At 71.9% G+C, this 23,306-nt stretch carries 18 protein-coding genes; 4 read left to right on the forward strand and 14 right to left on the reverse strand.

All coding sequences use genetic code 11. The features are described 5' to 3' along the window. Positions 1 to 5 precede the first annotated feature (5 nt). A complete protein-coding gene (locus FGE12_RS16750) occupies positions 6 to 1,025 on the reverse strand; it encodes a P-loop NTPase (protein WP_370459031.1) in 1,020 nt (339 codons plus the stop codon). A 284-nt stretch (positions 1,026 to 1,309) separates the two neighbouring features. Here FGE12_RS16750 and FGE12_RS16755 point away from each other — a divergent pair, with 284 nt between their 5' ends. Beyond that, positions 1,310 to 2,893 (forward strand): hypothetical protein, encoded by a 1,584-nt coding sequence (locus FGE12_RS16755; RefSeq protein ID WP_153867490.1) that lies wholly within the window; start codon positions 1,310 to 1,312, stop codon positions 2,891 to 2,893. A gap of 46 nt (positions 2,894 to 2,939) precedes the next feature. On the opposite strand, the gene FGE12_RS16760 is transcribed toward FGE12_RS16755, so the two are convergent. From FGE12_RS16760 to FGE12_RS16770, 3 genes are read right to left on the reverse strand one after another with little or no spacing between them, the layout of a single operon-like run. Continuing rightward, positions 2,940 to 3,536, reverse strand: a complete 597-nt coding sequence (locus tag FGE12_RS16760; protein WP_153867491.1) for an HNH endonuclease — start codon at positions 3,534 to 3,536, stop codon at positions 2,940 to 2,942. Continuing rightward, the gene (gene selA / locus FGE12_RS16765; RefSeq protein ID WP_194797953.1) at positions 3,533 to 4,924 is read right to left on the reverse strand and encodes an L-seryl-tRNA(Sec) selenium transferase; all 1,392 of its coding nucleotides are present in this window, start codon (positions 4,922 to 4,924) and stop codon (positions 3,533 to 3,535) included. Before selA ends, FGE12_RS16760 begins: the two co-directional genes overlap by 4 nt. Positions 4,925 to 4,974: 50 nt before the next feature. Next, positions 4,975 to 7,365 carry a transglycosylase SLT domain-containing protein gene (locus FGE12_RS16770; RefSeq protein WP_153867492.1) on the reverse strand — a complete coding sequence of 797 codons (2,391 nt, stop codon included), beginning with the start codon at positions 7,363 to 7,365 and terminating at the stop codon, positions 4,975 to 4,977. Positions 7,366 to 7,469: 104 nt separating this feature from the next. Between FGE12_RS16770 and FGE12_RS16775 the strand changes: the two genes are divergently transcribed. Continuing rightward, positions 7,470 to 9,689 carry an ATP-binding protein gene (locus tag FGE12_RS16775; RefSeq protein WP_153867493.1) on the forward strand — a complete coding sequence of 740 codons (2,220 nt, stop codon included), beginning with the start codon at positions 7,470 to 7,472 and terminating at the stop codon, positions 9,687 to 9,689. A 42-nt stretch (positions 9,690 to 9,731) separates the two neighbouring features. Here the strand turns inward: FGE12_RS16775 and abc-f are convergent, their stop codons facing one another. Further along, complete coding sequence (abc-f, locus tag FGE12_RS16780; RefSeq protein ID WP_153867494.1) at positions 9,732 to 11,702, reverse strand: ribosomal protection-like ABC-F family protein; 1,971 nt, start codon at positions 11,700 to 11,702, stop codon at positions 9,732 to 9,734. A 231-nt stretch (positions 11,703 to 11,933) separates the two neighbouring features. Here abc-f and FGE12_RS16785 point away from each other — a divergent pair, with 231 nt between their 5' ends. Then, positions 11,934 to 12,962: a putative zinc-binding metallopeptidase gene (locus FGE12_RS16785; RefSeq protein WP_228530858.1), complete on the forward strand. Its 1,029-nt coding sequence runs from the start codon at positions 11,934 to 11,936 to the stop codon at positions 12,960 to 12,962. Positions 12,963 to 12,971: 9 nt separating this feature from the next. On the opposite strand, the gene FGE12_RS16790 is transcribed toward FGE12_RS16785, so the two are convergent. From FGE12_RS16790 to FGE12_RS16800, 3 genes are all read right to left on the reverse strand, one after another. Continuing rightward, positions 12,972 to 13,466, reverse strand: coding sequence for a carboxymuconolactone decarboxylase family protein (locus tag FGE12_RS16790; RefSeq protein ID WP_153867496.1), 495 nt, complete (start codon positions 13,464 to 13,466; stop codon positions 12,972 to 12,974). Positions 13,467 to 13,509: 43 nt separating this feature from the next. Then, a complete protein-coding gene (gene sigJ / locus FGE12_RS16795; RefSeq protein ID WP_153867497.1) occupies positions 13,510 to 14,364 on the reverse strand; it encodes an RNA polymerase sigma factor SigJ in 855 nt (284 codons plus the stop codon). Positions 14,365 to 14,466: 102 nt separating this feature from the next. Beyond that, entirely contained in the window at positions 14,467 to 15,198 is a 732-nt protein-coding gene (locus FGE12_RS16800) for an NAD-dependent deacylase (RefSeq protein ID WP_153867498.1), read from the reverse strand. Between the two features lie 103 nt (positions 15,199 to 15,301). Here FGE12_RS16800 and FGE12_RS16805 point away from each other — a divergent pair, with 103 nt between their 5' ends. Beyond that, on the forward strand, positions 15,302 to 15,796 hold the full coding sequence (locus FGE12_RS16805) for a GAF domain-containing protein (RefSeq protein ID WP_153867499.1): 495 nt from the start codon (positions 15,302 to 15,304) through the stop codon (positions 15,794 to 15,796). 3 nt (positions 15,797 to 15,799) lie between these two features. On the opposite strand, the gene cmk is transcribed toward FGE12_RS16805, so the two are convergent. The 6 genes from cmk to FGE12_RS16835 all read right to left on the reverse strand — a co-directional run bounded on the left by cmk (position 15,800) and on the right by FGE12_RS16835 (position 23,275). Continuing rightward, the gene (cmk, locus tag FGE12_RS16810) at positions 15,800 to 16,501 is read right to left on the reverse strand and encodes a (d)CMP kinase (RefSeq protein ID WP_194797954.1); all 702 of its coding nucleotides are present in this window, start codon (positions 16,499 to 16,501) and stop codon (positions 15,800 to 15,802) included. Further along, positions 16,498 to 17,583 (reverse strand): histidinol-phosphate transaminase, encoded by a 1,086-nt coding sequence (gene hisC / locus FGE12_RS16815; protein ID WP_153867500.1) that lies wholly within the window; start codon positions 17,581 to 17,583, stop codon positions 16,498 to 16,500. Before hisC ends, cmk begins: the two co-directional genes overlap by 4 nt. A gap of 16 nt (positions 17,584 to 17,599) precedes the next feature. Beyond that, a complete protein-coding gene (locus FGE12_RS16820; protein WP_153867501.1) occupies positions 17,600 to 18,568 on the reverse strand; it encodes an acetyl-CoA carboxylase carboxyltransferase subunit alpha in 969 nt (322 codons plus the stop codon). 88 nt (positions 18,569 to 18,656) lie between these two features. Beyond that, the gene (locus tag FGE12_RS16825; protein WP_153867502.1) at positions 18,657 to 20,624 is read right to left on the reverse strand and encodes an ArsA family ATPase; all 1,968 of its coding nucleotides are present in this window, start codon (positions 20,622 to 20,624) and stop codon (positions 18,657 to 18,659) included. A 455-nt stretch (positions 20,625 to 21,079) separates the two neighbouring features. Beyond that, on the reverse strand, positions 21,080 to 22,519 hold the full coding sequence (gene nla6, locus FGE12_RS16830) for an enhancer binding protein Nla6 (protein ID WP_153867503.1): 1,440 nt from the start codon (positions 22,517 to 22,519) through the stop codon (positions 21,080 to 21,082). A 96-nt stretch (positions 22,520 to 22,615) separates the two neighbouring features. Further along, entirely contained in the window at positions 22,616 to 23,275 is a 660-nt protein-coding gene (locus FGE12_RS16835) for a histidine kinase (protein ID WP_370459032.1), read from the reverse strand. Between the last annotated feature and the right edge of the window lie 31 nt (positions 23,276 to 23,306).

The following is a 23,306-nucleotide window of genomic DNA, read 5'->3' on the forward strand; positions in this document are numbered from 1 at the left end:
GGGGCTCAGCGAGAGGGGGCATCCAGCGCCAGGAGGCGCTCGGCGATGGAGCGCAGGCCCTGGGCGGCGTGGGAGTCGGGGTGCTCGAGGAGGACGGGGCGGCGCTTGCGCACGGCCCGCCAGGCCTCGTCGTCGTAGGGAATGGCGCCGAGCTCGTCCATCTCGAGGCCGAAGAACTTCTTCCAGGCGGAGACCACCGCCCGGCCCACGCCGCGATCGCCCGCGGTGCGCACCTGGTTCACCACGAGGCGCACGCGGAAGGAGTGCAGCTCCTTCTCGAGCCGTGCGCCGAGCTGCGGATCCTCGGCCTTCACCTCGGCGATGAAGTCGAAGGGGGTGCGCACCACGCCCGCGCGGGTGGTGAGGGCGGTCTCCACCAGGTCCTCGATGCCGTACTGCGACTCCACGTGCTGCAGGCGCCGGAAGAAGGCCGCCTTCACGAAGCGGTACGCGTTCTCCACCGAGGTGGGCTCGGGCAGCAGCACCAGCAGGCCGTGGTCCGCGGCGACGAAGAAGTCCAGCGTGTTGAAGCTGGAGCCCGCGCCGAGGTCGAGGACGATGTAGTCCACCCCTTGCACCTGCTGGATGCCGCGCAGCAGCCGCTGCTTCTGGGCGTACTTGAGGTTCGCCGCGTCCAGCATGTCCTGGGCGCCGGCCACGAGGCGCAGGCCCGGCACGCCCGTCTCCACGGCCACGTCCTCCAGGCGCATGCGCGGGGCGTGCACGAAGTCGCCCAGGCCCACGCCGGGCTGCCCGACCCCGAGGCAGGTGTGCAGGTTCGCGCCGCCCAGGTCCGCGTCCACCAGCAGCACGCGGTGGCCGGCCTGCGCCAGGGCGATGCCCAGGTTCGAGGACACGAGCGACTTGCCGATGCCGCCCTTGCCCCCGCCGATGGCGAGGATGCGGCGCGGCCGGGCACGCGTGGCGAGGCCCGGGGGGGAGGTCTCACCCGCGGAGCGCACGGGCTCGGGGGAGCGCGGCGTGGCGGCAGGCGGGAGGGCGGACGAGAGCGAGGCGGGCTTCACGGAGACCCGTATCAAAGCGGGTCCGCGCTGCCGCGTCGACTTCCCTCGCCTCCGCGAGGCTCGTCTGCCCCCTCGCTCGCGCCTCCAGTGTTCCGTAGGCGCCACGCCTACCTCTGACTCCCCTGCCCTACTGCACCCGGAAACACGGCTGCTGGAGCATTCCACCCGAGGCGTGCGCAGGTGCGCCCCGCACGCGGCGCGAAAAAAAAATGTGAGTGACCGGAGGTGCCCCGCAGGGGTCTGGCTTGCGCCGAAGCCTGCGCCCCCACTCAGGAGCCCTCCCCGTGCGAACCTCCCCCCTCCTGCTGCTCGCCGCCGTCTGCGCGCTGAGCCTCAGCGCCTGTAAGAACACCAACGACACGCCCCCACCTCCCACACAGACGGACGGCGGAAACAACCCGGACGCGGGCGATGCCGGGAGCGACGCCGGGAGCGACGCCGGAGGTGACGCGGGCCAGGTGGTGCTGGACGACGGAGGGACCGTGTCCGTGCCGGTGTGCAAGAGCACGGGCAGCGCCTGCACCGCGAACGCCGACTGTTGCACCCGGTCCTGCGTGAACGGCGCGTGTCAGAACACGGCCAACGGCGGGCTCTGCAAGCCGCTGGGCGACAGCTGCGGCGCTGGCACGGATTGCTGCAGCACCAACTGCATCGGCTCGAAGTGCGTGGCGGCCGACCCCGCCTGCCGCACCACCAACGACGTGTGCCTCAAGAACGCAGACTGCTGCTCTGGCCAGTGCACCCGCAACGACGGCACGGCGGGCGCGTGCATCGCGACCACGGGCGGCACGAGCTGCGGTGTGGGCGGCACCCCGTGCACCTCCGGCAACAACTGCTGCAGCAAGGTGTGCGCGGACACGGGCACGGGCGTGGAGGCCTGCCAGCGCGTCTCCGGCTGCCAGGTCGCGGGCGACTACTGCAACGCGGACAGCGCCTGCTGCGGCGGCATCCCCAACGGCTCGGTCGACTGCGGCAACACCAACAACCGCTGCGACAACGGCCAGGCCTGCCGCGCGCCGGGCACCATCTGCGGCAAGCCGCTCGATGCGAGCGGCAATCCCGTGCTGCTGCCGGACGGCGGCACCTTCACGGTGAACAACGAGACCAACTGCTGCAACGGCATCAAGGTCGCCGGCGGCTACGATCGCACCTGCCGCCTCGACCAGGTCGGCGTGCCGCGCTGCTTCGGCTGCCCGCCGCAGTACGTCGACGCGCAGGGCAACTGCAAGCCGCCCAATGGCACCTGCCCCAACGGCCTCGATGGCACGGCGAACTGCTGCCTGCCTGCCGGCAACGTCTGCGATTTCGCCGACCAGTGCTGCAACGGCGCCGCCTGCGTGCCGGACGCCACCACCGGCGTGCGCCACTGCGCGGCCGCCCTCACCTGCAAGGCTGTGGGTACGAGCTGCAACCCCGCGGTGAGCGGCGAGTGCTGCGCCGGCACGTCGTGCCTCGAAAACGGCGAGCTCTCCTACGCCTGCAAGGTCCCGAGCACGGGCGGCGGCAGCGGCTCCGATGCCGGCACCCCGGACGCGGGCAGCGTCTGCAAGGCGAACGGCACCACGTGCGGCAGCAGCACTGAGTGCTGCTCCAGCGTCTGCACCAATGGCACCTGCCAGCAGCCCCCGCAGTGCCAGCCGCAGGCCGCGGCCTGCACCACCTCGGGCGACTGCTGCACGGGCCTGAGCTGCAACATTCCGGCGGGCGCCACCAGCGGCACGTGCCAGCTGGGCGCGACCTGCTCGAGCGCCGGCCAGACGTGCTCGCCCACGCTCGGCTGCTGCTCGGGGCTCGCGTGCCTCGACTCCGCGGGTGCGAACTGCTCGGGCACCACGGGCGCCTGCGCCTGCCACTACACCATCCAGTAGCGCAGGAGGACGGGCCCGCGCGCAGTCGGCGCGGGCCCGGTCCCGATTACTCGTCCAGCAGCTCGACGTTCCAGTAGGACGCGTCCGCGAGCGTGAGGAAGGGCAGCCACTCGCGGTAGGTGACGCGCTTGGCGGCGCCGCGGAACAGCGGGGTCCAGCGCGGGCGCACCGGCTTCTTGAGCAGGCGCATCCGGGCCTGCTCCGGCGTGCGCCCGCCCTTGCGCAGGTTGCAGGGCACGCAGGAGCAGACCACGTTCTCCCAGCTCGTCTTGCCGCCCTGCGAGCGCGGCAGCACGTGGTCCAGGTTCAGCTCGGCGCGCGGCAGCGTCTTGCCGCAGTACTGGCAGGTGTCGTGGTCGCGCGCGTAGATGTTGAGGCGGCTGAAGCGCACACGCCCCTTGGGCAGGTACTCGTAGGCGTAGAGCACCACCACGCGCGGCACGCGGATGCGGCGGTCCACCGTGGTGATCGCCTCGTGGTTCGCCGCGGAGAGCGCCGCCCAGTCCTCGAACTCGTAGAGCCGGTACTGCGAGTCGATCGCCTTGGCCACCCCGAGGTACAGCAGGCCGAAGGCCCGCTTCACCGAGGTGACGTGGACCGGCTGGTAGTACCTGTTTAAGACGAGCACCGACGAGTTGATCATGGACGCCTACCCTGCAAGGCCGACCCGACGGCGTCGGCGACCGGCCCGAGTTCCTCCTCCGCCAGACAGCGCACATCCAGGAGCACCGCGCCATCCGAGATCCTCCCAATAACGGGCTGCTCGGCTGCGCGCAGGCGCTCCAGGAGGCGCTCCGGCCCCTCGACGGTGAGGACACAGGCAAAGGAGGGCAGGCGCGCGAGCGGCATCGAGCCCCCGCCCACCTGCCCCACGCAGGGCTCCACCCGCGCGGCGGCTCCCCGTGCGGCGAGCAGCGCCTGCAGGCGCTCGGCGCGGGCGCGCAGCTGCTCCGGGCGCTGGGCGAGCAGCGCGCGGGTGGGCAGCGCGTCCTCGCGGCCGTCCCGGTAGAGCTCCAGGGTGGCCTCGAGCGCCGCCACGGTCAGCTTGTCCACGCGCAGCGCGCGGCACAGCGGGTGGCGCTTCACGCGCGCGACCAGCTCGCTGCGCCCCACGATGATGCCGGCCTGCGGCCCCCCGAGCAGCTTGTCGCCGGAGAAGGCCACCACGTGCGCCCCCGCCGCGACGCATGCGCGCACGGTGGGCTCGGGCCCCAGGCCCTCGGCCTCGAGCGTCACGAGCGCGCCGGAGCCCAGGTCCTGGAACAGGGGCACCTGGCGCTCCTCGGCGAGCTGCGCGAGGGCGGCGGTGTCCACCTCCTCGGTGAAGCCCACCAGCGCGAAGTTCGAGCGGTGCACCTTCACCAGCAGGCCCGTCTCCGGCCCCACTGCCTGTGCGTAGTCCTGGAGGCGCGTGCGGTTGGTGGTGCCCACCTCCACGAGGCGCGCCCCGGACTGGCGCATCACGTCCGGCACGCGGAAGCCGCCGCCGATCTCCACCAGCTCCCCGCGTGACACCACCGCCTCGCGACCCGCGCCCAGCGCGGCGAGCACCAGCAGCGTGGCCGCGGCGCAGTTGTTCACCACGAGCGCGTCCTCGGCGCCCGTGAGCTGGGTGAGCAGCGCCACCACGGGGGTGTAGCGGCTGCCGCGCTCGCCCTCGTCCAGGTCGTACTCGAGGTTCGAGTAGCCGCGGGCGATGGCGGCCACGCGCGCCACGGCCTCGGGCGCGAGCGGCGCGCGGCCGAGGTTGGTGTGCAGCACCACGCCGGTGGCGTTGAGCACGGGGCGCAGGTTCGGGGTCTGCAGGGAGCGCAGCGCCCCGGCCACGTCCGCATCCTCCAGCGCCCCGCCCTCTCCGCTCAGGAGCCGCGCGCGCACGCGCTCCACCGCGAGGCGCAGCGCGGCAACGGCGCGCGCACGCGGGTGCGGGGCGAGCAGTGGCGCGAGCGAGGGGCGCTTGAGCAGCACCTCGATCGAGGGCAGCTGTCTGAGCAGCGCGTTCTTCGGGTCCTCGCGGCGCGGCGACTCCACGCCCTTCAGTCTAGGGCGGGAGCCTGCGCGAGGCCAGCAGGCCCCCCGCGCTACAGTTTGGCGGAGGGCGGTGCGGCGAGCGGCGCGGTGCGGCCGTAGAGCAGCTGGTACGTGTTGTAGCTGCGCAGCACGCGCTTCACGTAGCCGCGCGTCTCGGCGATGGGGATCTCCTCCACCCACTCGTCCAGTGCGAGCTCGCGCTTGTCCGCGCGCCAGCGGTTCACCGCGCCCGCGCCGGCGTTGTAGCTCGCGATGGCGTAGGGCTTGTTGCCCTCGAACTTCTTCACCAGCGAGCCCAGGTACCAGGCCCCGAGGCGGATGTTCAGCTCGGGCTCGAGCAGGCGCTCGGGCTTCACGCGCCCCAGCTTCAGCTCGCGCGCGACCGCCTGCGCCGTCGAGGGCATGAGCTGGGTGAGCCCCAGCGCGCCCGCCCACGAGAGCGCCTTGGGGTCCAGCGCGCTCTCCTCGCGCATCAGCGCCTGCAGCAGGTCCGCCTCCAGCTTCGCGGGGGCGGTGTGCTTCTCGATGAGCGGCCGGAAGGCATTCGGATACGCCACCTCCCAGACGGGCCGGGACTTGGGCGTGATGCGCCCGCTCAGGTCGCCGCGCAGCGCGAGCCGCGCCACCGCGTGCGCCGAGCGCTCGTCGCCCGCCAGCGCGAGCACGTGCACCAGCAGGCGCAGGGGCTCGGCGGGCTGGCCCGAGCGGTTCGCCGCGAGCAGCTCCGAGCTCACCGCCTCCGGGAAGCCCAGGCGCAGCAGCTCCACCCCCGCCTGGAAGTGCACGTCCTCTCCCAGGGTGCCCGCGTACAGGGGCCAGGGCTCCTGGCGCTCGTCGCTGAACACCAGCTGGCTGGAGATGCGCTCGAGGCGCTGCGGGTCCAGCGCGGAGAGCTGCGAGCGCGCCATGAGGCCGTAGTAGGTGGCGGGATGGTCGAGCGCGAGCCGCTCGAAGAGCGCGCCCGCCTCCTGCGGCTTCGTGGCCTGCAGCATGCGCGCGCGCCAGTAGCGGGCGCGCTCCACGTCGTAGGTCTCGTCCGCCTGGGCGAAGCGCTGCTCGATCTGGTCGAGCACCTTCAGCGCCTCGGGCGCCTTGTCCTGGCCGCGCAGGATCCAGAACTCCTTGAACAGCGCCTCACCGACGAAGTCCCCCTGCGGGTAGAGCCGCGAGAGCTCCTGCAGCCGCGCGCGCGCCTGCTCGGGGCGGTTCGTCTTGAGGTAGAGGTCCGCCGCGTAGAAGAGGCTGTCGTCCGCGAAGCTGTGGGTGGGGAACTCGCGCGCGAGCTGCTCGTAGGTCTTGGGCCCGTCCTGCAGGTCCACGATGGAGCGCGAGGAGCCGAGGACGTAGAGCGCGCGCGCCTTGAGGTCCGGGTCCTGGCAGGCGGCGACCACCGGGTCCAGCGCGGCGATGGCGCGCGTGTGCTGGCGCTCCTTGCGCAGCGCCTTGCCGTAGGCGAAGTGCGCGCGGCACGCGAGCGCGTCCGGCAGCTTGAGCGTGGGCAAGAGCGGCTCGAGCGCCGCCATGCCCTGCTTGTTGCGGTGCGCCTCGATGAGCTGCTCGGCGCGCGTCACCTGCGCGTCCACCGGCGGCTTCTCCTTCTTGCCCAGGCGCTTCTCGGCCAGCTGCGCCATGGGGGTGAGCGGGTGCTGCGCCCACAGGCGCCAGAGGAAGCCGCGCTCGGCGGCCTTGTCCTTGCGCTCGGCGGCGATGTCCGCGCTCGCGAGCAGCGCCTCGGCGCCCACGTTGCGGCCCCAGCTGGGCGCATTGCGGCTCGCGAGCGGCTCGAGCGCGGCGAGCGCGCCGTCCGCGTCCTTCTTGCGCCGCAGCACGCGCGCCATGCCCAGGCGCGCGTCCGGGTACAGGCGGCTGCCCTCGGGCACCGCGGCGAAGCTGCGCGCCGCGTCGTCGAACCTGTTCAGCCCCTCGTAGGCGAGGCCCGCGTGGGTGAGGCAGCGGTCGCGCATCGCAGGGTAGTCCTGCGCGAGCGCGCTCATCTCCTGCGCGGCGCTCGCGTCGTCGCCGGCACGCAGCGCAGACAGGCCGCGCAGGTAGCGCACGGGGAGCGAGTCCCCCTGGCCCTTCAGCAGCGCGCTGGCCTTGGTGTAGAGGCCGCGGTCGAAGGCGTCCTTCGCCTCGCGAAGCGGCGAGGCGGCGAAGTACGGCGCCAGGTCGTCCGGCGTGTACTTGCGGCCGCGCGGGGCGATGGCGGGCGCCGAGGGCGCGGGCGTGGGGAAGGCGGGGTTCGCCACCTCGACGTAGCCCGAGGGCAGCAGCACCTTCTCCGCATCCGGAGGAGGGCTGAGCTGAGCCTCGGACGGGGCGTTGCCCGTCTGCGTCTGGGGAGCGGGTTCCGAGGAGCCGGGCTCTGGGGTCTCCGGCTCCTGGGCAAAGGCCAGGGACGCCAGGGCAGCGGCAGCGAGCAGGGGGGCGAGGGCTTTCATGTTCGGGGGCCTCGCGCAGCTAGTGCGCTCCGGCACGCGCGAGGACAACTGGCGAGGGGTAAAAAATTTCCAGAGGGTGACAGAGGTTACACTCGCCGGCGCTCATGGACATTCGCACGCAAAGCGCTCTCCTGGCATCCATCATCGGCTTGGCCCTCGGCCTGTCGATGTTGCTGAGGGCGAGCCGGCCCCGGGTCCTCACCCTCTACTCGCTCTTGGCGCTGTGCGTGGGCGGCTACTACCTGGCCACCTTCTTCCGCCGGGTCTTCCCCGAGGGGGGCTACCCCTGGGGCAGCCGCATCAGCGTCGGGGCGGCGCTCCTGCTGGGCTCGCTCATCCCGGCGGCCGCGGTGGCCTTCTTCCTCGAGTTCCTCGGCGTGCGCAAAGGCCCGGCGAGGCTCGGCCGCCGGCTCGGCCTGCTGTCGGGCCTGCTGGGGCTGGCCGTGGCGGTGACGCCGCTCGCCGACCGCACCTGGGCCCGGGTCGCGGTGGGCACCTGGGTCATCGGGGCGCTGCTCGCGAGCGCGTGGCTGCTGGTGCACCGCATGCGGGGGGCCGACAGCCGCATCGAGCGGGTGCGCCTGCGCTACCTCGCGCTGGGCGCGGCCGCCGCCATCCTCTTCGCCGGCCTGGACTTCCTGGCGAACTTCGACCTGGCCTTCCCCCAGCTCGGGCCGCTCTTCAGCACCCTCTACCTCTTCCTCCTCGCCCAGACGCTGCTGCGCCTGCGGCTGATGGACCTGCACGAGCTGGCGGGGAAGATCGCGAGCCAGACGGTGCTCGCCGTCATCCTCGCCGCCGTGTTCACCGTGCTGACCGTCTGGGTGGAGGGCAACACCCCGCTCTTCCTCTTCAACACGGTGGTGGCCGCCTTCGTGGTGCTCATCCTGCTCGAGCCCCTGCGCGAGAAGGTGGAGGAGCAGGTGGTGGCCCTCTTCTTCCGCGAGCGCTTCGAGCTGCTGCGGGTGCTGGGCGCGCTGCGCACCCGCATGGCCAGCGTCATCGACGTGGCGGAGCTCGCGCACCTGGTGCTCGAGGCCTTCAACGAGACGCGGCGCATGACGCACGCCTCCATCTACCTGCTGGCCGAGGACCGCCCGGGCTACCGCCTCTTCGACTTCCGGGGCCCGCAGCCGGTGGGCTTCCTGGACACGGCGGCCGCGCGCGGCCTGCTGTTCAACGCGGCGGGCGGGCAGAAGGCGGTGCTCCTGGAGAACCTGGAGCGGCGCATGGCGGAGCTGCGCGGCCACCATGGAGAAGGAAGGCGCGTGCGCGAGGAGCTCAAGCGCATCCACGACACGCGCGGGGCGCTCTCCCTGATGAAGGCCGGCATCACGGTGCCCCTGGTGAGCAACGAGCGGGTCATCGGGTTCCTCAACCTCTGGGACGAGCGCGTGCCCGAGGCCTACGCCTCGGACGAGATCTCCCTCGTCCTGGACATCGCCGAGCGCTTCAGCACGGCGCTCGAGAACTCGAAGCTGTACGAGAAGATCCGCGAGCGCGATCGCCTCGCGGCCCTGGGCGAGATGGCGGCGGGCCTCGCGCACGAGATCCGCAACCCCCTGGGCGCCATCAAGGGCGCGGCGCAGTGCCTGGACCCGCGAAGGCTCCCGGGCGAGGACGGCGAGTTCCTGGACGTCATCGTGGAGGAGGTCAACCGCCTCAACGGCGTGGTGACCGCCTTCCTCGACTACGCGCGGCCGCTGAAGCAGAGCTTCGGCCCCACGGACGTCAACGAGGTGGTGACCCGCACGATGCGGCTCATCCAGAACGAGATCCCCAAGAGCATCCACTTCAACGTGGACCTGGACCTCGAGCTCAACCGCGTGGAGGGCGACGCCGAGCAGCTCAAGCAGGTGTTCATCAACCTGGTGCAGAACGCCGTGCAGGCGCTGGGCCCCGCGGGCGGGAGCATCACGGCGCGCACGGTGCGCTCGGACCGCTTCGGCGCGTTCCGCGCGAATGCCGAGTTCGTGGAGGTGCACGTCACCGACACGGGGCCCGGCATCCCGGCGGACCAGCAGCCACACATCTTCGTCCCCTTCTTCACCACGAAGGAGAAGGGCACGGGGCTGGGGCTCGCCATCTGCCAGCGCATCGTGAAGAACCACGGCGGCACCGTGAGCGTGCAGAGCCGCGTGGGCGAGGGCGCGACCTTCATCATCCGCCTGCCCGCGCTGCCCAGCGAGACGCAAGGCGCCCTGCCCGAGGGCACGCCCTTCCCGCCCACGCACCCCTCCGAGGCCGAGCACACCCCGGTGCCCAAGCCCGCGACGACCAGCCGCCGCCGCCGCGAGAAGCGCCGCCGCGCCGGGACGAGCTGAAGCGGGGCGGTCCCCTCTCCCGCTGGGAAAGGGTCGGCCCCGCTACGCGAGCGACGCCGACACCTCGGCGAGCTTCTCCTGCGCCGCCTCCCACTGGGCGTAGAGCGCCTCCAGCGCCTCCTTGCCCTCGCGGTGCGCATCCATCAGCGGCTTCGCGCGCGCGAAGTCGTTGTAGAGCGCGGGGTCGGCGAGCTCCGCCTCCCGCGACTTCTGCTCGGCCTCGAGCGCGGCGATGCGCGCCTCCACGGCGGCGATCTCCTTCTTGAGCGGGCCCTCCACGGTGCTGCGGCGCTGGCGCGCCTCGGCCTCGAGCCGCTTGCGCTCCTTCTCGCTCACGGGGCCACTCGGGCCCTTCCCACTCGAGCGCTCCGCCTCCCCTGCCCCCGCGACCTCCTCGGCGAGCCGCCGCTGCTCCTGGTGGTAGAGGTAGTCGTCGAGGTTGCCCGGGTGCGGCACCACCTTGCCCCCGGCCACGTCCCAGACATGGCTCGCGAGCCCGTTCACGAAGCTGCGGGTGTGCGAGACGAAGAGCAGCGTGCCGGTGTAGCCCTGCAGCGCCTCGATCAGCATCTCGGACGAGTCCAGGTCCAGGTGGTTGGTGGGCTCGTCCATGAGCAGGAAGTTCGAGGGCTGCAAGAGCAGCTTCGCGAGCGCCACGCGCGCGCGCTCACCTCCGGAGAGCACGCCGATGGGCTTCTCCACGTCGTCGCCGGAGAAGAGGAAGGCGCCGAGCACGCCGCGCACGTGGCTCTCCGGCTTGTCGGCCGCGAGCGGGCGCACCTCCTCGAGGATGGTCTTGGTGCGGTCCAGCTTCTCCGCGTGGTGCTGCGCGTAGTAGCCGAGCACCACGTTGTGGCCGAGCGACACGTTCCCCGAGTCCGGCGCGAGCTCCCCGGCGAGCATCTTGAGCAGCGTGGTCTTGCCCGCGCCGTTCGCGCCGATGACCGCGATGCGCTGGCCGCGCTCCACCGTGGCGCTGAGCCCGTCGTAGATGACGTGGCTGCCGTAGCGCTTGTGCACGCCCTCGAGCTTCGCCACGTCGCGCCCCGAGCGCTCCACCTCGGGGAAGCGGAACTTCATCGTCTGGCGCTCCTCGATGACCTGCACGTCCTCGAGCTTCTCGAGCATCTTGGCGCGGCTCTGCGCCTGGCGCGCCTTGGTGGCCTTGGCGCCGAAGCGGTCGATGAAGCCCTGCAGCTCCTCCTTCTTCGCCTGCACGCGCTCGGCCTGGGCCTGCAGCAGCTCCTTCTCCTGGGCGCGCATGCGCTTGTAGGCGTCGTAGTTGCCCGCGTAGCTGCGCAGCCCCTCGAGCTCGAGCGAGAGCACGCGGTTGATCTGCCGGTTGAGGAAGTCGCGGTCGTGGCTGATGAGCAGCAGCGCCTTGTTGGAGCGGCGCAGGAAGTCGTCGAACCAGGTGAGGGTGGGCACGTCCAGGTGGTTCGTGGGCTCGTCCATCAGCAGCAGGTCCGGGTCCTGCAGCAGCAGGCCTGCCAGCGCGGCGCGCATGCGCCAGCCGCCGGACAGCGCGCTCGTCGCCTTGGCGAGGTCCGCGTCGCGAAAGCCCAGCCCCTTGAGGATGCGCTCGGCGTGGTGGCGGCCGTGGCGCTCCTCGAAGTGGTCCAGCTCCTCGTGCAGGTCCGAGAGCGACTGCGCGAGCTCCAGCTGGTCGGCCTCGTCCGTCGCGGAGGCGAGCGCGGCCTCCGTCTCGCGCAGCCGGCCCTCGAGCTGGTCGCGGCCGGGCACGGTGCTCATCACCGCCTCCACCACGCTGCCGGCCGGCAGGCTCGCGATCTCCTGGGGGAGGTAGCCTGCGCGCGCCTTGCGGCTGTACTGGATGACGCCCGAGTCCGCCTGCTGCACGCCGGCGAGGATCTTCATCAGCGAGCTCTTGCCGGTGCCGTTCGCCCCCACCAGGCCCACGCGGTCCTTGGGGCCGATGGCGAAGCCCGCGTGGTCGAAGAGGGTCTTCTTGCCGTAGGCGAGGCAGATGTCCTGGGCGATGACGATGCTCATGGCGATGCGTGCGTGTAGCAGCCCCGGGGGCAGCCGCAAACCCTCTGGCGGGGCCCGGGCGTCAGGGCAGGCAGGCGGGCGAGCGTCCCCTGCCCCCGTCTCCGCCGCCGGCCGCCGGTTGCGCGGGGGGCCGGCGGCGGCAACTTTGCCCGAGGGTGCTCCCGGCAGGACGGCCGGGCCCCCGGGGGTCCGATGCTCTCCAGTACCCAAGTGGGCTTTCGCGAGCGCACCATGGCCGATCCGCACGACGCGGCGGCCAGCCCGCTGCGGCCCGAGCGCGAGGCGGTGCTCAAGGCGCGCATCAAGGATCTGAAGCTGCACCTGGCCGGCACCGCGCTCGAGCGCGCCATCCAGCAGCTCTACGCGGAGCTCGAGGCCCGGGGGCTCTCCTTCCGCCCCGAGTGCTACCTCTCGGACCAGTGGGGCTGCCCCTCGGGGGTGCCGGTCATCGGTATCCCCTTCTACCTCGCGGACACGCGGCTGCACTCCATCGAGCAGGAGCTGGGCGGAGACCTCGAGACCGAGCGCGAGATCATGATGTACCTGCGCCACGAGGCCGGGCACGCCTTCAACTACGCGTACAAGCTCTTCGATACCCCGGAGTGGGTGAAGCTGTTCGGCGACTACGGCAAGCCCTACTCGGACAACTACAAGCCGCAGCCCTTCAGCCGCCGCTACGTGGTGCACATCTCCGGCTGGTACGCCCAGAAGCACCCGGACGAGGACTTCGCCGAGACCTTCGCCGTGTGGCTCACCCCGGGGCTGGACTGGGAGAAGCGCTACGCGGGCTGGGGCGCGCTCAAGAAGCTGCACTACATGGACGCGGTGGCCAAGCGCCTGGGGCGCACCCCGCCCGTGGTGCAGCTCAACGAGCGCGACCTGGACGTGGACGAGATGGAGGAGACGGTGGAGGCGCACTACCGCGAGCGCGCCCGCGAGGAGCACGTGGAGCTGCCCTTCCGCGAGCAGCTCGACCAGGACCTCTACGGCCTCTTCGAGCCGCCGGACGGCGCCCCCGCGAGCGCCGAGCCCTTCCTGCGCGCAGAGCGCCAGGCCCTCATCCAGGCCGTCAGCCAGTACTCGGGGCTCGCGAGGCCGCTGGTGAAGGCGCTGGTGGACCACCTCATCGCGCGCGCGACCGAGCTGCGCCTCACCCTGCACCTGGACAAGACGCGCGAGTACGTCCTCAAGCTCAGCTCGCTCGTCACCGCGCTCGCGATGAACCACGTGTACACGGACCGCTTCTTCGAGACGGACTAGCGGCAGGCCTCAGCGAGCTTCGGCGCTCCGGGGCACCTCCGCGCGCGTCGCGATGGCCAGGCGGTTCCAGGCGTTGATCGCCGCGATCATGAAGAGCAACTGCACCAGCTCGTCCGGAGGGAAGTGCGCGCTCGCCTCCTGCCAGACCGCGTCCGGCACGTGGCCCTGGGTGACGAACGTGACGGCCTCCGTCAGGCCGAGCGCTGCGCGCTCGCGCGCCGTGTAGAAGGGCGCCTCGCGCCACGCGGAGAGCAAGCAGAGGCGCTGCTCGCTCTCGCCCGCCTTGCGCGCTTCGCGCCAGTGCATGTCGACGCAGAAGGCGCAGCCGTTGAGCTGGGAGGCGCGCAGCTTCACGAGCTCGCGCAGCTGCGGATCGATTTGGATGCTCTCCCCGAGCTTCAGCATCGCGGCGAGCGCGCGGCCGCCGTGGGCTGCGAGGGGCAGCCGCTGGGCAGGGGTGACGGTGACTTCGGGGACGATGGGAGTGGCAGTGTTGGGGTTCATGCCCAGGTGACGGATGAGCCCGCCCGGGCGTGACAGCCCGGGCTCACGCGAGCGGCGCCAGGCGCAGCTTCTCCGGGTTGAGCACGGCGCGCAGCGCGAGGATCTTCGTTCCGTCCGTCTCGGTGGTGAGCACGAAGCTGGCTGCACCGTCCGTGCGCCCGACGATGGCCGGCCAGCCGTTGACCTCCTCCATCCCGTAGCGCAGGCCCGCGGACTCGGGGAAGCGCTGGCTGAGCAGCTGGAAGAGCCGCGCGATGGCCTCGGCGCCGTGCACCGGCTTGCTCGCGGCGCCCCGCACCCTGCCGCCGCCGTCCGTCCACAGCGTTGCGTCCTCGGCCAGCACCTGCTTCATCCCCGTCAGGTCACCCTGGAGCGCGGCCTGGAAGAAGGCGCCGAGGATGCGCTGGTGCTGCTCGCGCGAGGGGGCGAAGCGCGGCCGGCCCTCCTGCACCCGCTGGCGCGCCCGGTGCGCGAGCTGCCGGCACGCGGCCTCCTCCTTGCCGAGGAACGTGGCCACCTCCGCGTGGCTGTAGTCGAAGATCTCGTGCAGCAGGTACGCCGCCCGCTCGTCCGGCGTGAGGCTCTCCAGCAGGACGAGGAACGCGAGCGAGATGGACGCCGTGTCCGGGGGCTCGCCCGTGTGCACCGGCTCGGGCAGCCAGGGCCCGGGGTAGTCCGCCCGGCGCACCTGGGCCGCGCGCAGCTGGTCCACGCACAGCCGGCTCACGGTGGCCGTGAGCCAGGCGTCCGGGGACTCGATGCGCGAGGTGTCCGCCCCCGTCCAGCGCAGCCACGCCTCCTGCACCGCATCCTCGGCCTCCGCCATCGAGCCGAGCATCCGGTAGGCGAGCGAGAGCAGGCGCGGGCGGTTGCGCTGGAAGGTCTCGGCGGTGGACATGCGGGGCTCCTCCTCGGCCAGGCTTCGCGGTGCACCCCTGGCAGAAGCGACGACGGATGAGGGCCGGACTTCGTGACAGGTCCCCCGCCCCCTGCCCTGAAGCTAGGCGAAGCGCACGAGGCCGGGGAGCACCTCGCCGCTCTTCCCCTGTACGAAGTGGTGGAAGGCGTGGCCGTTGTCCGCCGGGTCCGCGTTCACGAGCCAGCACTGGGCGCCCGCCTCGCGCGCGACCTCCACCAGGCCGGCCGCCGGGTACACCGCGCCGGAGGTGCCGGCGGCGAGGAACACGAGCCGCGAGCCCGGCCCCGCCTCGATGAAGCGCTGGATGCGCGCGAGGTTGCGCTCGTCGAGCGCCTCGCCGAACCAGACGATGTGCGGGCGCAGGGAGCCACCGCACGCACCGCAGCGCGGCACCTCGCCGGCGGCATAGGCCGTGCGGTCCTCGAAGGGGGCGCGGCTGCAGCCCGCGCAGCGGCTCTTGAAGAGCTCGCCGTGCAGCTCCACCACGCGCTCGCTGCCGGCGAGCCGGTGCAGCCCATCCACGTTCTGGGTGGCGAGCAGGAAGCGGTCCCCGAGCCGGCGCTCCCACTCCACCAGCGCCCGGTGCCCGGGGTTGGGCTGCACGCCCGCGGCCGCCTGACGCCGCTGTGAGTAGAAGCGCCACACCAGCGCCGGGTCGCGGCGGAAGCCCTGCGGCGAGGCCACCTCCTGCACCGGGTGGCGCTCCCAGAGGCCGTCGATGCCGCGGAACGTGGGAATTCCGCTCTCAGCGGAGACGCCGGCCCCGGTGAGCACGAGGAGCCGGGTGGAGGGGTCGATTCGCAGTGTTTCCAACGGGTCTCCGTGTCCTGCCCTGAACTGGGGTACAGTCGGCGCTCCATTCCAGCACGGCGCGCATCTGTCCGAGTGCCCCCCCGCGCCGTCGAGGTTTCACACCATGGCTGAAGTCACCCTGGATCTGCGAGGCAAGCCCAAGGCCGAGGCGTACGCCGAGCTGAAGCGTCACACCGAGGCCGTGCTCGAGGGCATCGACGACGACATCGCTGGGATGTCCACGATGAGCTGCCTCCTGCACCACGCCTTCGGCCACCTGTGGACGGGCTTCTACCGGGTGGTGACGCCGGGCAAGCTGCTGCGCGTGGGGCCCTACCAGGGCACGCTGGGCTGCCTGGAGATCACCTTCGGCAAGGGCGTGTGCGGCACCTCCGCCGCCGAGGGCAAGACGCTGGTGGTGGAGGACGTGCACGCCTTCCCCGGCCACATCACCTGCGACGGCCGCTCGGCCTCGGAGATCGTGGTCCCGGTGTTCGGCAAGAACCGCGAGCTCATCGCGGTGCTCGACATCGACAGCGAGCACAAGGCCGCGTTCGACCAGGAGGACCGCCGCCACCTCGAGGAGATGATGGGCTGGTTCTCGCGCGCGAAGCGCTAGGGGCTAGGCGCTGCCCAGGCGCTTGCGGATCTCGGTCTCCAGGTGGGTGACCACCTCGGAGAGCGGGAAGGCGCTGGAGTCGAGGCGGATGGCGTCGTCGGCCGCCTTGAGCGGCGCCACCTCGCGCTCGGAGTCGGCGCGGTCGCGCGCCTGCTGGTCCGCGAGCACCTCGGAGAGCGAGCTCTCCACGCCCTTCTGGAACAGCTCCTCGTAGCGGCGGCGCGCGCGCACCTCGGGGTTCGCCTCGAGGAAGAACTTCAGGTCCGCGTCCGGGAACACCACCGTGCCGATGTCGCGGCCCTCGAGGATGGCGCCGCGCTCGGACTCCAGCGCGAGCCGCCGCTGCAGCGCGAGCAGCCCCGCGCGCACCACCGGGCGGCTCGACACCTGCGAGGCCCCCATCGAGTTCTCGGGGGTGCGGATGGCCTGAGACACGTCCTCGCCGTCGAGGAAGACCCGGTTCTCCTCCCCCACCACCTTGAAGTGCACGTGCACGCGGCCCAGCAGCTTCTCCAGGCCCGCGTCGTCGTCGAAGGCCAACCCCTCGCGCCGCGCCTTGAGCGCCACGCAGCGGTAGATGGCGCCGGTGTCCACGAGCGAGAAGTTGAGCCGGCGCGCGAGCAGCTTGGAGACGCTGGACTTGCCGGCGCCCGCGGGCCCGTCGATGGCCACGATGAAGGGACGCTGAACGGGGCGGCCGCTCACGCGAGGATCTCCTTCAGCGCCGCCACGCAGCGCAGGTTCTCCTCGCGCGTGCCCACGCTGATGCGCAGGCACGTGGGGTAGCCGTTGCTCGGGCGCACGATGACGCCGCGGCGCAGCAGCTGCTCGTAGACCTCGCCCGCGGGGCGGTGCACGTCCGCGAGCACGAAGTTCGCGTGGCTCTGCGTGAGCGTGATGCCCAGCTTGGGAAGCTCCTGCTCGTAGTACGCGCGCCCCTGCAGGTTGTTCTCGCGGGTGCGGCGCACGTGCTCCGCGTCGTCCAGCGCCGCGACCCCGGCCGCCTGGGCGAGGTTCGTGAGGTTGAAGGGCATGCGGCCGCGCTGCACGTAGCCCGCGAGCTTCGCGTCCATCACGCCGTAGCCGAGGCGCACGCCGGCGAGCCCGTAGATCTTGCTGAAGGTGCGCAGCGCGATGACGTTCGGGTGCGTGCGGAAGTACTCGAGGCCGCTCGCGTACTCGCTCCAGTCCACGAACTCGAAGTAGGCCTCGTCGTAGACCACCAGCAGCTCTTGGGGCACCGCGGCGAGGAAGGCCTCGAACTCGCTGCGCGAGAAGGCCGTGCCCGTGGGGTTGTCCGGGTTCGCGAGGAACACCATGCGGGTGCGCGGGGTCACCGCGCGCGCCATCGCCGGCAGGTCGTAGCGGTGCCCCGCCTTCATCGGCACCTCGACGAAGGGCCGCCCGTGCGCCTGCGCGCTGATGCGGTAGGCCGGGAAGGAGCCCTGGGCGAGGAGGATCTCGTCCTCCGCCGTGGTGAAGGTGCGGATGAGCAGCTCGATGAGCTCGTTGGAGCCGCTTCCCAGCACCAGCTCCTCGGGCTTCACGCCCAGGTGCCCGCTGAGCTTGCGCACCAGCGTGAAGCTGGCCGCGTCCGGGTACAGGTGCACGCTCTTCGCGGCCTGCTGCATCGCCTCCACCGCGCGCGGGCTCGGGCCCAGCGGGTTCTCGTTGGAGGCGAGCTTGATGACGCCCTTGAGGCCGTACTCGCGCTCTGTCTCCTCGATGGGCTTGCCCGGGACGTACGCCTTGAGGGTCTCGATGTAGGGCTGGACGAGCGTTCGCATGGGAGGTCTCGGAGGCCTAGCGGCCGGTGAACACGCCCAGCTTGCGGAAGCGCTCGTAGCGGTCCTTGATGAGCTCGTCCGCGCTCATCCCCACCAGCTGGCCCAGGTGCTTGCGCAGCACCTTGCCCATCGCCTCGGCGGCCTTCGCGGGGTCGCGGTGCGCGCCGCCGGCGGGCTCGGGGATGACCTCGTCGATGACGTTCATCTCGAGCAGGTCCTTCGCCGTGAGCTTCAGCGCGTCCGCCGCCTTGTCGCTCTTGGTCGCGTCCCGGTAGAGGATGGAGGCGCAGCCCTCGGGGCTGATGACCGAGTAGATGCTGTTCTGCATCATCAGCACGCGGTTGCCCACGCCGATGGCCAGCGCGCCGCCCGAGCCGCCCTCGCCCACCACGGTGGAGATGACCGGCACCTTGAGCCGGCTCATCACCTCCAGGTTCACCGCGATCGCCTCCGCCTGGCCGCGCTCCTCGGCGCCCAGGCCGGGGTAGGCGCCCGGCGTGTCGATGAAGGTGAGGATGGGCTTCTCGAAGCGCTCGGCCAGCTCCATCAGCCGGCGCGCCTTGCGGTAGCCCTCCGGGCGCGGCATCCCGAAGTTGCGCGCCATGTTCTCCTTGGTGTTGCGCCCCTTCTGGTGGCCCATCACCAGCACCGGCTGCCCGTCCAGGCGCGCGAAGCCGCCCACGATGGAGGGGTCCTCTCCGAAGTGGCGGTCGCCCGCCAGCTCGCAGAAGTCGGTGAACAGGAGGTTCACGTAGTCCAGGAAGTACGGCCGCGCGTTGTGACGCGACAGCTGCGTGACCTGCCAGCGGGTGAGGTCGCTGAAGATCTTCGTCTGGAGGGTCTTCGCCTTCTTCTCGAGCTTGGAGATCTCCGAGCTGACGTCCACCGAGCCGCTCTCCGAGAGCGTCTTCAGTTCGTCGATCTTCTTCTCCAGCTCGATGAGCGGGCGCTCGAAGTCGAGCGCGTAGCCAGTGCCAGTCGCCATGGGCGCCGGAACTAGCACCCCCCTCCGGGCCTTTCAATGCACATGCTGTTACGCAGTGCGGCGCCGGAAGGGGCTGGGGGCGTGGCTGCTAGGCCGCCTTGATCTTCGCGGTGGCGCTCAGCGCGTACCACGCGGTGCGGAAGGCCTTGAGCTCGCGCAGGCCGGCCGGGTGGCGGCCCAGGGCGGGCGCCACCGTGACGGGCAGGCCGATCTTCTTCTCCACGGCCTTGGCCACGTTGAGCTCCACCTTGCGGCGGTTCTCGCACTTGGGGCAGGTGCTCTTGGGCAGCACGCGGTTCACCAGCACGCGCTCCACCTGCAGCTTGTGCTCCTTGAGGTACTCCACGAGCCGCTCGGTGCGCGCCGCCGCGAGCTCCTCGCCGCGGGTGACCACCACGAAGCGGCTCTCGCTCGGGCTGGCCAGCGCCGCCTCGAAGCGCTGCACGTGCTTGAGCATGGCGTTCACGTCGTCCGCGAGCTCGGCGAGCCCCTTGGTGCGGTACTTCGAGAGCAGCTCGGCGAGCGCCGTGAACCAGGCGCGCGCGGTGTGCGCGAGCTCCACCACGCGCACGCCCGTGGTGCTGGGGGACGGGTCCACCACGATGCGCTTGAAGCGCTCCTGCACCAGCGCGTCCGTGAGGCAGCTGAGCGCCGCGAGCTCGTCGATGCCCGGGGGCGCGCAGTCCAGCAGGTTGCGCAGGGCGGCGAGGTCCGCGGGGATGTCCTTCTCGCCCTTCGCAGGCACGCCGAAGCCCTTCTCGGCCTTCTCCTTGAGCCGCTTGCGCAGGGCGTTGAACCAGCCCGCCACGTCCAGCTCGCGCGCGTACAGGCCCTTGGTGCCCTTCACCTGGGTCTCGGTGTCGGTGAGCCGGCTCTGCAGCACGTCCGAGAGCGAGTGCGCGGGGTCCGTGGAGATGAGGAGCACGGGGCCCTCCTTCTCCGTCAGCGTCACCGCGGCGGCCGCAGCGCAGGAGCTCTTGCCCACCCCGCCCTGCCCCACGAAGAAGATGAGGCGCGTGGGCGGCAGCGGCGGCGCGGCGATGGGCGGCATGGACGGGGCGCGCACGAGCGCCGGGGGCCCCTCGGCGGCCGAGAACTCCAGCGCCTTGGTCTCCTTGCCCGCCTTCCACTCCTTCGCCAGCACCTTGAGGTCGTCCAGGCCGCGCGGCGCCTCCTCGCGCTTGGCGAGCAGCGCCACCGGCAGCGCCTTGTCCAGCAGGTGGTACTTGCGCACGTGGGGGGCCTGCAGGCCGCGGCGGCCCGCGCACGCGGGGCAGCCGGTGTGGTCCTCCACCTGGTTCACCACCACCTCGTTCACCGGGATGCCGCGCTCGCGCAGCTGCGCGTAGAGCATGCGCGTCTGGGCCTCGGCCACCGGCTCACCGAGCGTGACCAGGTGGAACGCCGAGCGGGTGCCGTCCTTGAGCAGCGCGAGCAGGCGCTCCACCCGGCTACCCACCTCGCCGAGGAAGCCGCCCGCGCCGGGGGCCTCCACGGGCTCGGCCTTCGCCGCCTTGCCCGCCTTGGCAGGCTTCTCCGGCACGCCCTTCACCAGGCCGAGGAACTTGCGCAGGCTCGTGGGCAGGTCGAAGAGGCGCAGCGTGTGCGCCGTGGGGGCCGCGTCCAGCACCACGCGGTCGAAGGTGCCCGCCTCGAGCAGCTCCACCACGTTGAGCAGGCCCACCAGCTCCTCGAGCCCGGGCACCGCCTGGCTGTAGAGCTTGCCCAGGTCCTCGTCGCTGAGCAGCTGGCCCTTCGTCGCCGCCTTCTGCAGCGCGGGCACGTACTGCGCGAGGAAGGGCTTCATCACGAGCGACGGGTCGAACTCGGCCGCGTACAGGCCGCCCTCGCCCTTGCCGGCGACGAGCTTCACGGGCTTGCCCGCGAGCTTCTTCTTCACCACGTCCGAGAGCGCGCCCGAGCCGTCCAGCGAGAGCAGCAGCACCTTCTGCTTCGGCGCGTCGTCCGCCAGGCGCATCGCGTAGGCAGCTGCCAGGGTGGTCTTTCCAGACCCGCCCTTGCCGCCGAAGAAGTGGAGAACGTGCGCGTCGCTCATTGCCCTGTGGCCTTCCTAACCCTCGCAGGCGGCGCCGGAGGCGCTGGCGGCTCAAGTGCCACAGCGCAGGCAGCCGGGATGCCAGGCGAGGAGACGGCCACCGGGCTCTCCGAGGGTGAAATAGGGCCCCAGAATCCCCCGCCGGGAGGCCAAAAGTCAAGCAGTGGCGCGGGTTTTCGCACCCCGGGCGGGGCGCGTGCGGGGCGCTCGCGGCGGGCGCCGGAGGGGCTCGCTGCAGGCGCCCGGAGAGGTGCCTAAAGGTGCGGAACCAGGGCAGAAGGGAGCACGGGCCGGACCCGCTCCCGGCCCGCGCAGGACCCCGGAAAACGCGGGGTCGCGGGCGCCCCGTCCGGCCGCCCTCCAGGCAGCACGGCGGACGCACGGCGCGGGCCCGGACGGCGGGCCCGCTCCGCGGGCTCAACCAGCGCTCCGCGCCGCTTCGCTCAGCGGGCGTCTCAGCGCACGAGGACGTTGGAGCTGCCGAAGCTGGCCGCCTCTACGCCCTTCACCAGGCTGTTCGGCTCGCCGGGGCCGCCCTGCTGGCGGGCCTCGGCGGCGTAGCGGTTGAGCTTGTTGTAGAGCGTCTTCTCGCTCACCCCGAGGCTCTCCGCGGTGCGCGCCTTGTTGTTCCCGTTCCGCTGCAGGCTGCCGAGGATGTACTCGCGCTCCACCGCGTCCAGGCTGAGCCCGTAGGGGAGCCGGAAGCTGTGGCGCTCGGGGCCCTTGCCGGCCATGTCGGGCGGCAGGTGCTCGCGCAGGATGAGCTCGCCGTCGCAGAGGATGACGGCGCGCTCCACCGCGTTGCGCAGCTCGCGGATGTTGCCCGGCCAGTCGTGGTTCTTGAGCATCTCCATCGCGTCCGGGTGCACGCCGGACACGCGCTTGGCGCTGTCGCCCTTGAACTTCTCCACGAAGTACTGGACGAGGATGGGGATGTCCTCGCGGCGATCGCGCAGCGGCGGCAGCGGGACCTGGAACACGTTGAGGCGGAAGTAGAGGTCCTCGCGGAAGCGCTGCGCCTTGATCTCGGCCTTGAGGTCGCGGTTCGTGGCGCACAGCACGCGCACGTCCACCTCGAGCTCCACCTTGCCGCCGAGCCGCCGCAGCCGCCCCTCCTCGAGCACGCGCAAGAGCTTCGCCTGCAGCTCGATGGGGATCTCGCCGAGCTCGTCCAGGAACAGCGTGCCGCCGTGGGCGAGCTCGAACACGCCGGGGCGGCGCTGGTCCGCGCCGGTGAAGGCGCCGCGCTCGTGGCCGAAGATCTCGCTCTCGATCAGCGTGGCCGGGATGGAGGCGCAGTTGATCGCGATGAAGGGCTTGTCGCGCCGGGTGGAGAGGTTGTGGATGGCGCGCGCCACCATCTCCTTGCCGGTGCCGCTCTCGCCGGAGATGGCCACGCTCGCCTTGGAGGGGGCCACGCGCTCGATGAGCTCGAACACCCGGCGCATCGGCGCCGACTGCCCGATGAACTCGGTGGAGCCCAGCTGCTTGAGGCGCCGGCGCAGGCCCTGCACCTCGCGCATCGTCTCCTTCTTCTCCAGCGCCCGGTCGATGCAGACCTTCAGCCGCGCGGTGTCCAGCGGCTTGACGATGAAGTCGTAGGCGCCCTCCTTGATGGCCTCCACGGCCGCGGAGATGGTGCCGTTGCCCGTGAGGAACACCACGGGGCAGTCCGGCAGCTCCTCCTTCAGCGCGCGCAGCAGCCAGAGCCCATCGGTCTCGGGCATCGCCAGGTCCGAGAGCACCACGTCCGGACGGAACTCGCCTGCCTTTCGCAGGGCGTCGTGTCCATCGAACGCGGTCTCGACCTTGTGGCCCCACGCGCTGAGCATCTCTGCCAGCGCCTCGCAGGTGCCACGCTCGTCATCGACGGCCAGGATTCGTGCACTGCCCAAGGGACTACCTCCAGCATGCTGCGTGAGAGTACGAAGACAGGGGGCCGGGCCCGGCGCGCTCGCCGCGGGGTCCGACCGATGCGCGCGGCGCTCGAATTACGCGCGCGAGAAGACGAGGCGGCAGGTGCCGCCCCGCAGCTGAAGCTCTACGCCGAGCCGCGCACACGCGCGCTCGAGCCCCGCCACCGCCCCGGGCGCCCGCTCCTGCGCGATGTCGGTGGCCTCCACCACCTCCAGCACCACGCGCGCGCCCTCCCCCCTCGCCACCACCGCCACCTCGCTGCCGGCCTCGGCGCGCTCGAAGGCGCGCAGCACGGGCTGCAGCAGCAGGAAGCCCAGCTCCGACAGGTCCGCGAGCCGCACGTTCAGGCCCGCCTCGACTGCCGGCTGCACCTTGATGCGCCGCCGGCGCCCCTCGTGCCCCAGCACCGCGAGCACCCGCTCCAGCGTCTCGGAGAGGCTCGCCTCGCCCGAGGGCCCCGCGCGGTGCACGAGGAACTCCGCGAACTGGCGCAGGATGCCGTCCACGCGCGCCACCTGCTCGCGCATCGCGCGCAGGTTCTTCGCCTGCCCCGCGGGCACCTCGCCGTCCTCGCCCTTCAGCTTCTCGTTGAGGACCTCCAGGTTGATTGCGAGCGCGTTGAGCGGGTTGCGCACGTCGTGCAGGAGGCTCTCCACGAGCGGCGGCACCGCCGCGTAGCGCGCCGCGTCGAGCACCTCGTCGCCGCCCGCCTGCGCGTCGGATACACTGGTCACAGCCGTCGAGATAACCAACGGAAACTCCTCA

It is taken from the genome of Aggregicoccus sp. 17bor-14, from assembly GCF_009659535.1.
Taxonomy (GTDB): Bacteria; Myxococcota; Myxococcia; order Myxococcales; family Myxococcaceae; genus Aggregicoccus.